Origin of the sequence: Microbacterium testaceum StLB037 (assembly GCF_900104345.1) — a bacterium.
Lineage (GTDB): Bacteria > Actinomycetota > Actinomycetes > Actinomycetales > Microbacteriaceae > Microbacterium > Microbacterium testaceum_A.
In genome coordinates, this window is sequence record NZ_FNJN01000003.1 from 437,498 (window position 1) to 451,776 (window position 14,279).

Below are 14,279 nucleotides of genomic sequence, written 5' to 3' on the forward strand. Positions count from 1 at the left end.
CGAATCAGCGCTCGAGCTCCCTCGTGAACGATTCCGGCAGGACCACGTTCTCGCCCGCTCCCGCGAAGAAGCCCGCGACCTGCGCGGGTCGGTAACCGGCGATGCCGCAGCCCACCTCGGTCACGAGGAAGCGCAGCTCTGCATGCTCCGCGGCGAAGGCCACGAATCGCCGCGCCTGCTCCTCGAAGACGTCGAGTCCCGACATCGTGTCGATCCCGTACGACTGCCCCTGCAGGCCTTCGCTCTGACCCCAGATCGCGCCGAAGCGGTCCATCGCGAACCGCGCCGCTCCCCCGCCGTGCGCCCCCGACGAGTTCGAGCCGAAGACGAAGATCTCACTCGGGGCGAGCGATGTGATGTGCATGCGCGCGAGGTTACGCGCCGGAACTGTCGCCGTCCGCCGGGGTTGCGGCATCCTGAATCCGCCTCGCCGAGCCGTGGCGCTCGACGTGCGCGAGATACGTCTGCGCGTTGCGGAGGATCTTCGCCCGTTCCTCCGGCGTGAGCGCGCGCCGCACCTTCGCGGGGACGCCCGCAACCAGCGATCCCTCGGGAATGACGGTGCCCTCGAGCACGACAGCTCCCCCGGCGATCAGACACCCGGGACCGATCTCGACGCCCGACAGGACGACGCTGCCCATACCGATCAACGAGCCGTCACCGATCGTGCAGCCGTGCACGACGGCGTTGTGCCCCACCGAGACGTCGGTACCGATGGTGACCGGGCGCCCGGCGTCGACGTGCACGGACACGTTGTCCTGCAGATTGCTGCGCGCGCCCAGGACGATGCGCGCACTGTCACCGCGCACGACGGCGTTGTACCAGACGCTGGCCTGTTCGCCGAGCGTGACATCGCCGATGATGCGCGCACCGGACGCCACGAACGCGGTGTCGTCCAGGCTCGGAGCGGCTCCGCTGAGGGCGAGAACAGAGGCATCGGGGGCGATCGGCATGAGCCCGAGGCTAGCCCTACCGAGGAGCTACCGAGAAGCGCGAGAGCACTACCGAGGGTGGGCGAACACCGTAGCTCCGGCCCGCGGATCAGTAGCGGCGATCCTGATCACGGCTCATAGTTTCGGTCCCACCACAGCCGCATCGCCCTTGGAGACCTCATGTCGCAGTCGACCGAACCCGTTACCCGCACCCGCACCGCCCGCCCGGCCCGACGACACCGCCGCACCAAGGCGATCCTCGCGATCGCGGCCGGCACCGCCCTGCTTCTCGGCGGGGGCGGCACCTACGCGTTCTGGACCACGCAGACCGCGTTGACCGCGGGGACCGTAGGTTCCGGAAACCTCGCCCTGTCGCTCGGCACGGGCTCGTGGAGCCTGAAGGGCGTCCTCGGGCAGGCGACGTCGGTGTCGAACCTCACCAACGTCAAGATCGTCCCGGGCGACGTACTCACGCTCACGCAGCCGGTCACCGTCACCCTCGTCGGCGACACCCTCGCCGCCGACCTCGCGGTCACCCAGGGCGCCAGCTTCGTCACCGGTCCCGCAGCCCCCTACGTGAAGGTCGCGGTGAACATCACCGGACTGGGAGCGCAGACGGGGACCAACACCTATCGCGTGACTCCCGCCACGGCCGGAACCCTGACGGCCACCGTCACGGTCACCTTCGATTCGACGACGCCCAACCTCGTGGGCGTGAACACGCCCGTGGACCTCAACCAGCTCGCGTTCTCGCTGACCCAGGCCTCCAGCTGAGGGACTGACAATGCACCGTCGCGACGATCGCGTTCCACGGCGCGTCCGGTGGACCGCGGTCCTCGTCGCAGCGCTCGTGCTGGGCCCCGGCACCGTGGCGGCACACGCCGTCTGGTCGGACCGCCGCCCGCTCACCGCTGGGGTGACCTCGACCGGCTCGCTCGGAGCCGCGGCGAGCTGGACGGGAAGCTGGAGTGCGTGGAAACCGCTCCTACCGGGGCGCTCCAGCGACACCGCAGCCCTGCGCGTGAGCGCGACCGGGTCGGGTGACACGTTGCGCTGGCGAGTGAACGCTGCGGCGTCGGTGTCGGCAGCGCTCGCGCCGTACGTCTCGACACAGGTGTTCGTCGGGGCTTGCGGGACGGGAACGCCCCTGCCCGCGGGTGGGTACGCCCCAGCCGGCGGATACGCGCTCGGAGCGTCGGTCGACCTGTGCCTGCGCGTCACTCTCGACCCGAACGCTCCGTCCACAACCCAGGCGATCGCTCTCACCCCGCAGATCACCATCACCGTCGATCAGGCGACATCGTGACCCGTCGTCGTGCGGCCGTCGCCGTCGCCGCCGCCCTGGCCCTGGCGCTCACCGTGCCCACCGCCGCCGCGGCCGCGTGGCGTGCGACCGCCTCCGCGCCGGCGTTCTCGCTCAGCACGTCCGCACTCGCGGCGCCCGTCACGACGTGCACGTCGAAGCCGGCGGTACTCGGCTTGTCGTCGTACGCGCAGATCTCGTGGTCCCCGATCACCGACGCGACGTCGTACACCGTGACCGCCACGAACTCCGCGAACGGCGCCGCCCAGGTGGTCGCGACGGGCGTGACCGCCACGACGATCGACATCACCGGCTCGGTGCTGACATCGCTCCTGGCGTCGGTGGTGAGGGCGCTGCTCGACGGCGGCACTGTCGTGATCACCGTCACCGCCGTCACCCAGAAGTGGACGTCACCGCCCAGCAACGGGCAGCCGGTCGTCCTCTCCAGCCTGGTCGGCGGACTGCTCGGGGGCGTCAAGTGTCAGAACTGATCGAGGATCCCCGCACTCCCGGCTCCACCACTCCGCCGCCGGAACGGCCGGGGTGGGCTCGGACGCGCGCCATCGTGGGCAGCATCGTTCTCGTCGCGGTGTCGCTTTTCGGCTTGATCACTGTGGTGATCCCTCTGCTCCTCGGCGCACAGACGTACACCGTCCTGACCGCGAGCATGCAGCCGGGCATGCCACCGGGGACGTTGATCGCGGTCCGCCCGTCCTCGATAGACGACGTCTCGGTCGGAGATGTCGTGACCTATCAACTGCGCTCGGGCGAGCCCGCCGTGGTCACGCACCGCGTCGTGGGTACGACCAGCAGCACCGGTGGCGCGCGGCTGCTGATCACGCGAGGGGACGCCAACGACGCCGACGATCCCCCGGTGCAGAGCGAGCAACTTCGCGGAAAAGTGGTCTTCGCGGTGCCGTATCTCGGGTATCCCGGGATCGTCTTCGGAGGACAGGAGCGCGGGATCGTCATCGCGGCGGTCGGTGTCGCGGTCGTCGGCTACGGCCTGGTCCTGCTCATCTTCGATCTCGTCCGTTCGCATCGCCACCGGAGAACGACCACGGCGTTCGCTTTGATCCTCGTCACGGCATCCGCTCCCCTGCTGACGCCGACTCCCGCATCGGCTTCGTCCAGCCAGTTGCTCGTGAGCGACGATGGGGCGCGCTTCGTCTCGGACGGAGCGGTGCGCCTGTTCGACCAGCCGGACCGCATCGTTCCTGGTGGCACGCTCACCTCCACCCTGTGGATCCGAAACGCGAGTCCCGATCCGGCACGGGCGGGCCTGCGCCTCGATACCGCCCCCGTCGGCTCGGACCCGGGCGACACCTCGTTCGCGCGCTCGCTCACCCTGGTCGTGGCCTCGAGCCCGGTGCCGCAGGGGGACCAGTGGGTGAGCTCGGTGATCGCGCCGGGTGACACGCTGCGCATCGACCTCGGAGTGAGGATGGATGCCGCCTCCGGCAACCTCTCGCGTAACGCTGACGCCGTCGTGACTCCCGTCGTCCGGCTCACGGACGCGACGGCGAGCGACCCTCCGACCGGAGAACCCGGTCCGTCCCTCGCGGACCCGGCCCAGACCGGAGGATCCCTCGCGTGGACCGGCATCCGCTCAACGCCCTGGGGAATGCTCGTCGCCGGAGCCGCCGCGGTGGTGACCCTCGGTCTCGCCGTAGGGCTGAGACGCGATCAAGGAAGGTGAGGATTGCCTATTCACCAGGGATTTAGCCGAGCCTCATCTTGCTTGCGGAATGCTGCCACGTGAGTAGCGTTGCATCCATCGAGACTTCGAACGTCGCCTAAGGAGCACACATGAGCACCGTCCAGACCCCCGCCGCCACCACCGTCGACCCGACGATGGCCGCCGGCACCGCCCAGTTCCTCTCCCCCGTCGTCATCGGCCTCGAGGCGCTCGTCGTCAACGGCAAGCAGGCGCACTGGCACGTCCGCGGCGCCAACTTCATCGGCGTGCACGAGCTGCTCGACTCGGTCGTCGCTCACGCGCAGGAGTGGGCCGACCTGGCCGCCGAGCGCATCGTCGCCCTGGGTCTTCCCATCGACTCGCGCCTGTCGACCGTCGCCGCCAAGGCGAAGGCCACCGAGGTCCCGGCCGGTTTCGCGCAGTCCGACGTCGTCATCCGCGCCGTGATCGCCGACATCGACGCGGTGCTCGTCGACATCGAAGCCGCCATCGAGGGTCTCGACGAGATCGACATGTCGAGCCAGGACGTGGCAATCGAGATCAAGCGCGGCCTCGACAAGGACCGTTGGTTCCTGTTCGCGCACCTCGCCGCGTAAGACGTTCCTCGAAGGGGGCGGTGCTTCGGCACCGCCCCCTTCGTCGTTCCGGCACGTCTCCCGCTCCCCCGCCCCTCCACCGCGCGCGTGAGGGGTCACTTCCTGTCGCCAGGAGACGCGCCCAGCGACAGAAAGTGACCCCTCACGCCAAAAGAACCATCGTGCGTCAGGCGCCGTGCGTGACGCGACCCGCGAGCAGCGTCGCCCGCACGGGCATCGCGCGCAGTCCACGCTCGTCGGCGATCAGCGGGTCGGCCCCGACGATGACGAGATCGGCGAGGGCGCCCGGTGAGATCTCGGCGGGTGCGGTCGATCCCCCCGCCGTCGAGGCGGCGATCGCCGTGTCGATGTCGACCCGCTGGTGCGGCTGCCACGCGTCGCGTCCGTCGCGCGTGCGGAACACCGCCGACGCCATCGCGGCCCACGGGTCGAGGGGTGCGACGGGCGCGTCGGAACCGAAGCGGAGGTTCGCGCCGCTGTCGGCCAGGGCCCGCAGCGGGTAGGGCTGGGCGGATTGCTCGGCCCAGATGGCATCCGTCATGTCCCGATCGTCGAGCGCGTGCTCGGGCTGCACGCTCGCGGCGACCCTCAGACGGGCGAAGCGCGGAATGTCGGCGTGAGCGACGAGCTGCGCGTGTTCGATGGTGCCCACCGCGCCGGTGAGGGCGTACGCGTCGAGCGCGTGGGCGTTCGCGACGTCGCCGATGGCGTGGATCGCGCACTCGAGTCCAGCCGCCGTGGCCCGCGTCATCATGTCGACGAGCTCCTCCGGCGGGACGGTCAGCAACCCGTGGTTGCCGGTGTCGCCCGGATAGTGGTGGGCGCACGCCGCGGTGCGGGTGCCCAGCGAGCCGTCGGTGATCGCCTTGAGCGGCCCGACCCGCACGAGACCGTTCGACGATCCCCTCACGGGGTCGCCCGTGCGAAGACCCTCGGCGATGGCCCGATCCAGGTCCTGCGGGTACGTGCCGTACGAGATGCGCAGCGTGTCGAATCCGCGCGCCGCTCGCCGCTGCCAGGGTTCGTCGTTCCAGGTCATGTCGAGGTCGACGAGACCCACGACCCCGCGAGCCGCGGCCGCGCGGGCCATGCGCTCCACGGCGGCGTCGGCGACGTCGGCCTCGACGGCGTTCACACGGCGCGAGATCTCGAACGCGTCCTCTTCGACGAGCATCCCGGATGCCACGGGCTCGAAGCCCTCGCGTCGGAAAGCCGCCGTGTTCATCCACACGCTGTGGACGTCGGCGTTGATCAGGTACGTCGGCACGCCCCCGGTGGTGGCATCCAACAACTCCAGGCTCGGCTCGTCGGACCAGAGCCCGTCACGGAATCCGGAACCGACGCGGCGGCCGTCGGACTCGGGGGCGAGCGCCATGATCGTCGCGGCGTCGCGCGCGCTCGCCACCTCGCCGAGGGGCACACGATCCGCCGCGAGGGCCCACTGGAGCACGTGCACGTGGTGGTCCCAGAGCCCGGGGAGAAGCCACCCGCCCTCCCCCTCGAGGACGGCGCCGGTGGGCCGCAGGTTGCCCGTCGGCGCGATATCGGCGATCCGTCCGTCGGAGATGACGATGTCGACGGGCTCGGACGTCGGGAGGAATTCGCGTCCGGGTCCGGCGACACGCACCGCGCGGAGGAACCCGACGTTCTCGCCGATCACGGGCGGACCCGCGCGTCGGCGGCGCGACGCATCTCAGCGGAGAGCTCGTGGCGCCCCTCGGCGGTCAGACCGTCGATGATCGTCTCGACGACCTCCGCGGGACGGTTCTGGCTGAGCTTGCGCTTCGCCGTCACCCGCGTCGGCGTGAGGCGGAACCCCATGGTTCCGCGCTCGAGCCTTTCGACGAAGGCGGCGTCGTTGGGCACCGCGTACAGCCCTCTCGCGTCGTCACCATCACCCTCGAAACGCTCCACCAGGCGCTCGAGGACCCGCAGGTTCTCCTCCGGAGAGAGGAGTTCCGGGATGCCGCTGAGGTGCGCCGACACGAAGTTCCACGTCGGCACGGCAGGGACGTCCCCGTACCACCGCGGAGTGATGTAGCCGTGGGGGCCCTGGACGACGACGAGGAGCTCCCGGTCGCCGAGACCGAGGATCGCGTCGTCGGGCTTGCCGACATGGCCCACGATCGTCAGGTCGTCCCGGGTGTCGTCGAGCATGACCGCGTAGTGCGAGGCAACGAGGCCGTCGTCGGTCTGACTGACGAGGGTGACCCAGGGGTTGAGGTCAATGAGACGACGGATCTCACCGACATCGGTCATCGCGAAGATCGGATTCTGACGCACCGGATCAGCCTAGAACGCGGCGCCGGGCGGCTCGAACAGGCTCAGCCGCCTCCTGCCCCGGTCCCTGAGTCCGTCGCAGAGCCCGGAACCCGCTCGCTCACGCCTGGCACTTCGGACACCAGTACAGCTTGCGTCCGGCGGCTTCTTCCATGACGATCGCGGTTCCGCACACGCGGCAGGGCAGTCCTTCGCGGTGGTAGACCCAGTGCCGGTCGGCGCGGCGCGCCATCGCGCGGCGGTAGGCGGCGGGGTCGAGCCCGTCCATCGTCATCATCTGACCGGTCTCGACGCCGATCGGCAGCAGCGTCGCCCAGTCGCGCCAGATGCCCCGCACGACCTCTTCGGGCACGTCGCGACCCGGCGTGTGGGGGTTCTGCCGCGCGCGGAACAGCAGCTCGGCGCGGTACACGTTGCCGATGCCGCTCACGACGGCCTGGTCCATCAGCAGCAGGCCGATGGGCGTGGGCTTCTTGCGCACCGTGGCGGTGAAGCGCTCCTCGCCCTCGGGGAGGTCGTCAACGAGAGGGTCGGGCCCGAGCTTCGCGATGGTCGCCTGCACCTCGTCGGGGGTCTGCAGCACGCAGGCGGTGGGCCCGCGCAGGTCGGCGCACGTGGTGTCGGTGAGCAGGCGCAGGCGCACCTGGCCGACCACCGGCGGGGGCCACTCGTTCTGCTCCTCGAGGCCCGTCGTCTGCTCCGACATGCGCACGCGCGTGCGACGTGGTGCGCCGATGGAGGTCAAGGAGTTCTCGCCCGCTGCATCCAGGATCGGCTCGTCGTCGACGACCGTGCCGCGCTGATTCGTCTGGCCCATGCGGCCGTTGGCCGAGCCGATGGTCGCATCGACGACCACCTCGCCCGAGAAGTCCCAGGCGCCGTACATGCCGAGGTGCACGCGCAGCCAGACGTCTCCGTCGAAGCGGAGGAACATCTGCTTCGCCACGGCCCGCACCTCGAGCGCCTCGCGGCCGTCGACGACCGAGGCGCCCTCGGCGAAACGCCCCTGGGGGCTGGATGCCGAGACCGTGCGTCCCACGATGTTGCGGTCGAACTGCCGCGCGATGCGGTGGACGGAATGCCCTTCGGGCATCAGCCTGCCTCAGGGTCGAACGAGTCGCTCGCGTCGGTCATGGTGTTCGGCTTCTGGCCAGCGCGCGGGTCGGGCAGCAGCACCCCGTCCTGCTCGAAGGCGGCGAGCTGCCCGATGCGACGGGCGTGGCGCTCCTCACCCGAGAAGGGCGTCGCGATGAAGCGGTCGATGAACGACGCGGCCTCGTCGAAGGTGTGCTGTCGCGCACCGATCGAGATGACGTTGGCGTCGTTGTGCTCGCGGGCGAGCTCAGCCGTGGAGGTGTTCCACACGAGCGCCGCGCGCACGCCGAGCACCTTGTTCGCGGCGATCTGCTCGCCGTTGCCCGAGCCGCCGAACACGACACCGAGGGCCTCGACGCCCGCGGCCTGGTCGCGCACGACCGCCTGCGCGGCGCGGATGCAGAAGGCCGGGTAGTCGTCGAGGGCGTCGTACTCGACCGGGCCGTGGTCGACGACCTCGTGCCCCTGAGCGGCGAGGTGGTGCTGGATCTGGGTGGAGAACTCGAGACCGGCGTGATCGGTGCCGATGTGGATGCGCATGCGGCAAGTCTATTGAGCGGGTCCGACATCGCGCGCGGACATGACGACGCCGCCCGCTCCGGGTGAGGAACGGGCGGCGTCGAGGTCGTCAGGGACGCAGACCTGCGGCGACCGGCTTGAAACCGGCGCGGATGTTCTCGCAGCACCCCGGCCGGCACACGTCGTACCAGGGGCCCAGGTCGGTCAGGTGCGGGCGCTCCGCCTTCGGCGTGCCCTTGAGCCGCTCCTCGACCAGGTCGATCAGACCCGAGACGTACGCAGGATCGATGCCCGGCGTCGGCGTGCGCACCGCGCGAATGCCCGCCTCTTCAGCGGCCTCCATGGCCTCGGTGTCGAGGTCCCAGAGCACCTCCATGTGGTCGCTGACGAAACCAAGGGGCACGATGACGACCGCCTCGGCGCCGCGGCCGGGAAGCTCCGCGATCACATCGTTGACGTCGGGCTCGAGCCAGGGCTGCGTAGGCGGGCCCGAACGCGACTGGTAGACGAGCTCCCACTCGACGTCGGCGACGGCGGCGGCGACCTCGGCCATGACGAAGGCGGCGACGGCCTTGTGCTGCGCCTCGTAGGCACCGCCCTCTCCGAATTCGACGTCGCGAGGGCCGGAACGCTCCGCGTCGGCGCTCGGAATCGAGTGCGTGGAGAAGAGCACGCGGATCTTCTCGGGCGCGATCCCGTCGGCGACGTAGGCCGAGACGGCATCCGTCACGCCCCGGACGAAGGTGCTCACGAAGCCCGGGTGGTCGAAGAACTGACGGACCTTGTCGATCGTCACCGTCTCACCGAGACCGGTCGCCTCAAGCACACGGGCGTAGTCTTCGCGGTACTGACGGCAGCTCGAGAACGAGCTGTAGGCGCTCGTCGCGATCGCGAGGAGGGTCGTGTCGCCCGCCTCGGCCGCCTCGGTGACGGCCTCTTCGAGGTACGGCGACCAGTTGCGATTGCCCCAGTACACGGGCAGACCCAGTCCGCGCTTGGCGATCTCGGCCTCGAGGGCGGCCTTGAGCTCGCGATTGTGCTGATTGATCGGGCTGACGCCGCCGAAGTGACGGTAGTGGTGGGCGACCTCTTCGAGTCGCTCATCGGGGATGCCGCGCCCACGCGTCACGTTGCGCAGGAACGGGATGACGTCGTCCTGACCCTCGGGCCCGCCGAAGCCGGCGAGGAGGATGCCGTCGTACGCCACCGGCGTCTCGACCCACTTGGGTCCGGACGCCGCAGCGGGCGACGCGTAGAGGACGGTCTCAGGGCTGGTGTCCGTGTCGGTCGTGCTCACGATCACATCCTCGCACTCCCGCGCGAGGCGCGGACGCGAGATATCTCGCTACTAGGCTTATACGGTTGTCACCGACGTCAACCGCGTCACCTGCGACAAACCACCCAGATCCCCGGGAGAACGCCAGTGCCAGGAGAGAACCTCACCCGCATCGAAGCGCAGGAGCGTCGCGCGATCGTCGACACGCACTCCTACGACGTGCAGCTCGACCTCACGCGCGGAGACGAGGTCTTCGCCTCGCGCACCGTCGTGACCTTCGCCGCCACCGAGGGCGCGTCGACCTTCATCGACCTGATCGCGCGCACCGTGCACGCAATCACCCTCAACGGCCGCTCGCTCGACCCCGCCGCCGTCTTCGCCGACTCGCACATCGCGCTCGACGACCTCGCGGCCGAGAACGAGCTCGTCGTCGAGGCCGACTGCGAATACACCAACACCGGCGAGGGCCTGCACCGCTTCGTCGACCCCGTCGACGGCGAGGTCTACCTCTACTCGCAGTTCGAGGTGCCCGACTCGCGCCGCATGTACACCGTGTTCGAGCAGCCCGATCTCAAGGCCGCCTTCACCTTCTCGGTCACCGCCCCCGCGCGCTGGAAGGTCGTCTCCAACTCCCCCACGCCCGAGCCGGTCGTCGTGTCGGACGACACCGCCCGCTGGGACTTCCCCGCCACCCCGCGCATCTCGTCGTACATCACCGCTCTGGTCGCGGGTCCCTACGAGGCGACCTACAGCGAGCTCACGAGCGCCGACGGCCGCGTCATCCCCCTCGGCGTCTTCGCTCGGAAGAGCCTGTGGCAGTACCTCGACGCCGACTACGTCTTCGAGAAGACCCGTCAGGGCTTCGCGTACTTCGAGGAGAAGTTCGGCTTCCCCTACCCGTTCGCCAAGTACGACCAGCTCTTCGTGCCCGAGTTCAACGCCGGCGCGATGGAGAACGCGGGTGCGGTCACCTTCACCGAGACCTACGTCTTCCGCAGCAAGGTGACGGATGCCGTGAAGGAACGTCGCGTCGTGACGATCCTCCACGAACTCGCGCACATGTGGTTCGGCGACCTCGTCACCATGAAGTGGTGGAACGACCTCTGGCTGAACGAGTCGTTCGCCGAGTGGGCCTCCACGATCGCCACCGCCGAGGCCACCGAGTGGGAGGCCGCCTGGACGACCTTCAACGCGATGGAGAAGACCTGGGCGTACCGCCAGGACCAGCTCCCCTCGACCCACCCGGTCGTCGCCGAGATCAACGACCTCGAAGACGTGCAGGTGAACTTCGACGGCATCACCTACGCCAAGGGCGGCTCCGTGCTGAAGCAGCTCGCCGCGTGGGTGGGTATCGAGCAGTTCTTCGCGGGTGTGGCCGCGTACTTCCAGAAGCACCAGTGGTCGAACACCGAGGTCGGCGACCTGCTCGTCGAGCTCGAGGCCACCAGCGGTCGCGACCTGGGCGACTGGGCCAAGAAGTGGCTCGAGACGGCGGGTGTCAATACGCTCACCCCGCTCATCGAAGAGGGAGCGGACGGCACGATCACGCGTTTCGCCATCGTGCAGACCGCCCCGGCCGACTACCCCACCATCCGCCCGCACCGACTGGGCGTGGGCTTCTACTCGGTGACCGAGTCGGGCTCGCTCGAGCGCGTCCACCGCGTCGAGATCGACGTCGACGGCGACCGCACCGAGGTCGCCGAGCTCCGTGGCATCCGTCGTCCCGACCTCGTGCTGCTCAACGACGATGACCTCGCTTACGCGAAGATCCGTCTCGACGAGCGCTCGCTGGCCACCGCGATCGCGCACCTGAAGGACATCTCCGACCCGCTTGCGCGTTCGCTCGTGTGGGGTGCGGCGTGGGATCAGACGCGGGATGCCGAGGCCTCGGCCACCGATTACCTCGACCTCGTCCTGCAGAACATCGGCTCCGAGACCGAGTCGACCACGGTGCGCACGACGCTGGGCCAGCTGCAGCTCGCCGCGAACTCGTACGTCGCCCCCGAGACCCGTGACGCGGCGCGCGAGCGCGTGGCCGACGGCCTGTGGGAGCTGGCGCAGAAGGCCGAGGCCGGCAGCGACAGCCAGTTGCAGTTCGTGACGGCGTTCGCCTCGGCGGCCTCCACCCCGGCTCACGCCGAGACGGTCCGTGCGCTCCGCGACGGCGACACCACGCTCGAGGGCCTCGAGATCGACACCGACCTGTCGTGGCAGCTGCTGGTCTCGCTCGCCTCCGCGGGCGTGGTCACGGCGGCCGACATCAACGAGGCGCGCGCCGCGGACAACACGGCGAAGGGCGGGGAGTTCGCGGCCATGGCCAAGGCGTCGCTTCCCTCGCACGCGGCGAAGCAGGAGGCGTGGGACTCGCTCATCGAGCGCGCCGACGCGCCGAACACGATCGTTCGGTCGACGGCCTCGGGCTTCACGAACCCGACGACGGTCGACGTGCTCGCCGACTTCGTCGAGCCGTACTTCGCGATGCTGCTGCCCATCTGGGAGTCGCGCAGCTACCAGATCGCGCAGTACCTGATCGTGGGCCTGTACCCCGCCGCCCTGGCGAACAAGGCGCTGCGCGACGCGACGCGTCAGTGGCTGTCGCAGAACGCCGACGCCGCCCCCGCGCTTCGTCGCCTCGTCGGCGAGAACCTCGCCGGCGTCGAGCGCGCGCTGGCGGTCCAGGAGCGCGACGCCCAGTAATCCGCGTCTGCGTCGGATGCCCTCTCCCCCTCGGGAGGGGGCATCCGTCGTTGCGGGGTCATCCTCCCGTCGCTCGCGATCATCCGGACGGAGGACGCGGCGACCGGGTCGCCGTCCCTAGCGTGGAGGCATGATCGTTGCAGACAACCTCACCAAGCGGTACGGCGACAAGACCGCCGTCGACGGCGTCTCGTTCACGGTGGCACCCGGGCGGGTGACCGGCTTCCTCGGACCGAACGGTGCGGGGAAGTCCACCACGATGCGCATGATCGTCGGGCTCGACCGCCCCACCGCCGGCCGCGTGACCGTGGGCGGCCAGGACTACCGGCACCTCCGCTCTCCCCTCACCGAGGTTGGCGTCCTGCTCGACGCGAAGGCCATCCACACCGGCCGATCGGCGCGCAATCACCTTCGCGCCATGGCCGCGACGCACGGCATCGGGAACGCCCGCGTCGACGAGGTGATCGAGCTCACCGGCATCAGATCCGTGGCCGGCAAGCGCGCGGGCGGCTTCTCGCTCGGCATGGGTCAGCGCCTCGGCATCGCGGCCGCCCTGCTCGGCGACCCGCACACGCTGATCCTCGACGAACCCGTCAACGGCCTCGACCCCGAGGGCGTCCGCTGGGTGCGCCAGTTTGTGCGCCATCTCGCGGGCGAGGGTCGAACGGTCCTGCTGTCGAGCCACCTGATGAGCGAGATGTCGCAGACCGCCGATCACGTGATCGTGCTGGGGCGCGGGCGCGTGCTCGCCGACGCGGCCCTCCCCGACCTCGTCCGCACCTGGACCACGACCACCCTGCTCGTGCGCTCCCCCCGCCTCGGCGAACTCGTCACCGCCCTCGAGATCCCGGATGCCACCGTCTCGGCCGTCGAGCCGGGCGCGGCGCAGATCACCGGGATCACGGCCGAAACGGTCGGCGACATCGCCGCCGCCCGCGGCATCCCCCTCTACGAACTCAGCCCGCGCGTCGGCTCCCTCGAGGACGCCTATCTCGCCCTGACCGACGACTCCGTCGAGTACAAGACCAAGGAGATCGCATGACCGCCCTCGCCGCCGCGCCCCGCCGGGCGACGCACCCGAACACCCCGCGCCTGAGCTTCGCGCACCTGCTGAAGAGCGAGGCGATCAAGATCCTCACGCTCCGCTCGACCTGGTGGTCGCTCGGGGTCACCGCCGCACTGTCGGTGGGGATCTCGCTGCTCATCGCGCTCGCCACGAGCGGCATGGGCGGGGGGATGGAGCCGACGAACGTCATCCTCGCGCCCACCCAGTTCACGATGCTCGTGGCCGGCATCCTCGGCGCGATCGTCGTGACCGGGGAGTACTCGACCGGGATGATCCGCTCGACACTCACCGCGGAGCCCCGTCGCGGTGCCGTGCTGCTGGCGAAGGCGCTCGTCGTGGCCGTGACGATGATGGTGACCACCGTGATCATCTACGCCGTCGCCATCGCCGCCACCGCTCCCCTGCTGGGTGGCACGGGCATCGACTGGGCGACGCCCGCCGACTCGATCGTGCCCCTCGCCCTCGGCATGCTCTCGATGGCCTGCTTCACCCTCATGGGCGTCGGCTTCGGTTTCGTCCTGCGCAGCGGCGCCGGTGCGATCGCCGTCACGGTGGGAGTGCTCTTCGTGCTGCCGATCATGCTGAGCCTCTTCTCGATCGCCGGCCCCGACTGGATGTGGGTCGTCGAGGCGGGCAAATACCTCCCGGTCAGCGCCGCCGGCAGCCTCACCCGGGCCGGAGCGACCGACCTGGTGGAGCCCGCGCTCACGATGGCCGGGTGGGTGATCGGGCCCCTCCTGCTCGGGTGGATCGCGCTGCGCTGGCGCGACGCCTGATCCGATCCGCGATGGATGCCTCGACGCTCAGCCGGCGCCG

At 70.0% G+C, this 14,279-nt stretch carries 15 protein-coding genes; 8 read left to right on the top strand and 7 right to left on the bottom strand.

The window, feature by feature from the left end; genetic code table 11:
* Positions 1 to 4 precede the first annotated feature (4 nt).
* Together BLS25_RS08365 and BLS25_RS08370 are read right to left on the bottom strand one after the other, a co-directional pair.
* A complete protein-coding gene (locus BLS25_RS08365) occupies positions 5 to 364 on the bottom strand; it encodes an A1S_2505 family phage non-structural protein (protein WP_074695063.1) in 360 nt (119 codons plus the stop codon).
* A gap of 10 nt (positions 365 to 374) precedes the next feature.
* On the bottom strand, positions 375 to 953 hold the full coding sequence (locus tag BLS25_RS08370) for a gamma carbonic anhydrase family protein (RefSeq protein WP_056231054.1): 579 nt from the start codon (positions 951 to 953) through the stop codon (positions 375 to 377).
* A 159-nt stretch (positions 954 to 1,112) separates the two neighbouring features.
* Between BLS25_RS08370 and BLS25_RS08375 the strand changes: the two genes are divergently transcribed.
* The 5 genes from BLS25_RS08375 to BLS25_RS08395 all read left to right on the top strand — a co-directional run bounded on the left by BLS25_RS08375 (position 1,113) and on the right by BLS25_RS08395 (position 4,530).
* Positions 1,113 to 1,706: an alternate-type signal peptide domain-containing protein gene (locus tag BLS25_RS08375; protein WP_056231050.1), complete on the top strand. Its 594-nt coding sequence runs from the start codon at positions 1,113 to 1,115 to the stop codon at positions 1,704 to 1,706.
* A 10-nt stretch (positions 1,707 to 1,716) separates the two neighbouring features.
* The gene (locus BLS25_RS16635; protein ID WP_074695064.1) at positions 1,717 to 2,238 is read left to right on the top strand and encodes a hypothetical protein; all 522 of its coding nucleotides are present in this window, start codon (positions 1,717 to 1,719) and stop codon (positions 2,236 to 2,238) included.
* Entirely contained in the window at positions 2,235 to 2,726 is a 492-nt protein-coding gene (locus BLS25_RS16885; RefSeq protein WP_074695065.1) for a hypothetical protein, read from the top strand. The genes BLS25_RS16635 and BLS25_RS16885 overlap by 4 nt, the downstream gene beginning before the upstream one ends.
* 74 nt (positions 2,727 to 2,800) lie before the next feature.
* Positions 2,801 to 3,934 carry a signal peptidase I gene (locus BLS25_RS16455; RefSeq protein WP_074695066.1) on the top strand — a complete coding sequence of 378 codons (1,134 nt, stop codon included), beginning with the start codon at positions 2,801 to 2,803 and terminating at the stop codon, positions 3,932 to 3,934.
* A gap of 110 nt (positions 3,935 to 4,044) precedes the next feature.
* Entirely contained in the window at positions 4,045 to 4,530 is a 486-nt protein-coding gene (locus tag BLS25_RS08395; RefSeq protein ID WP_056231037.1) for a Dps family protein, read from the top strand.
* A 166-nt stretch (positions 4,531 to 4,696) separates the two neighbouring features.
* Here BLS25_RS08395 and BLS25_RS08400 read toward each other — a convergent pair whose 3' ends face one another.
* From BLS25_RS08400 to BLS25_RS08420, 5 genes are all read right to left on the bottom strand, one after another.
* Positions 4,697 to 6,190, bottom strand: a complete 1,494-nt coding sequence (locus tag BLS25_RS08400; protein WP_074695067.1) for an amidohydrolase — start codon at positions 6,188 to 6,190, stop codon at positions 4,697 to 4,699.
* Positions 6,187 to 6,813: an FMN-binding negative transcriptional regulator gene (locus BLS25_RS08405; RefSeq protein ID WP_176786339.1), complete on the bottom strand. Its 627-nt coding sequence runs from the start codon at positions 6,811 to 6,813 to the stop codon at positions 6,187 to 6,189. The genes BLS25_RS08400 and BLS25_RS08405 overlap by 4 nt, the downstream gene beginning before the upstream one ends.
* 97 nt (positions 6,814 to 6,910) lie before the next feature.
* Positions 6,911 to 7,903 carry an Fpg/Nei family DNA glycosylase gene (locus BLS25_RS08410; protein ID WP_074695068.1) on the bottom strand — a complete coding sequence of 331 codons (993 nt, stop codon included), beginning with the start codon at positions 7,901 to 7,903 and terminating at the stop codon, positions 6,911 to 6,913.
* Complete coding sequence (locus tag BLS25_RS08415; RefSeq protein WP_074695069.1) at positions 7,903 to 8,445, bottom strand: ribose-5-phosphate isomerase; 543 nt, start codon at positions 8,443 to 8,445, stop codon at positions 7,903 to 7,905. Before BLS25_RS08415 ends, BLS25_RS08410 begins: the two co-directional genes overlap by 1 nt.
* Positions 8,446 to 8,533: 88 nt before the next feature.
* Positions 8,534 to 9,721, bottom strand: a complete 1,188-nt coding sequence (locus BLS25_RS08420) for a ferrochelatase (protein WP_074695179.1) — start codon at positions 9,719 to 9,721, stop codon at positions 8,534 to 8,536.
* Positions 9,722 to 9,847: 126 nt separating this feature from the next.
* On the opposite strand from BLS25_RS08420, the gene pepN reads away from it, so the two are divergent.
* The 3 genes from pepN (at position 9,848) to BLS25_RS08435 (ending at position 14,239) form a co-directional block, all read left to right on the top strand.
* The gene (pepN, locus tag BLS25_RS08425; protein WP_074695070.1) at positions 9,848 to 12,397 is read left to right on the top strand and encodes an aminopeptidase N; all 2,550 of its coding nucleotides are present in this window, start codon (positions 9,848 to 9,850) and stop codon (positions 12,395 to 12,397) included.
* Between the two features lie 130 nt (positions 12,398 to 12,527).
* Positions 12,528 to 13,439: an ABC transporter ATP-binding protein gene (locus BLS25_RS08430; protein ID WP_074695071.1), complete on the top strand. Its 912-nt coding sequence runs from the start codon at positions 12,528 to 12,530 to the stop codon at positions 13,437 to 13,439.
* On the top strand, positions 13,436 to 14,239 hold the full coding sequence (locus BLS25_RS08435; RefSeq protein ID WP_074695072.1) for an ABC transporter permease subunit: 804 nt from the start codon (positions 13,436 to 13,438) through the stop codon (positions 14,237 to 14,239). Before BLS25_RS08430 ends, BLS25_RS08435 begins: the two co-directional genes overlap by 4 nt.
* The last annotated feature ends 40 nt before the right edge of the window (positions 14,240 to 14,279 follow it).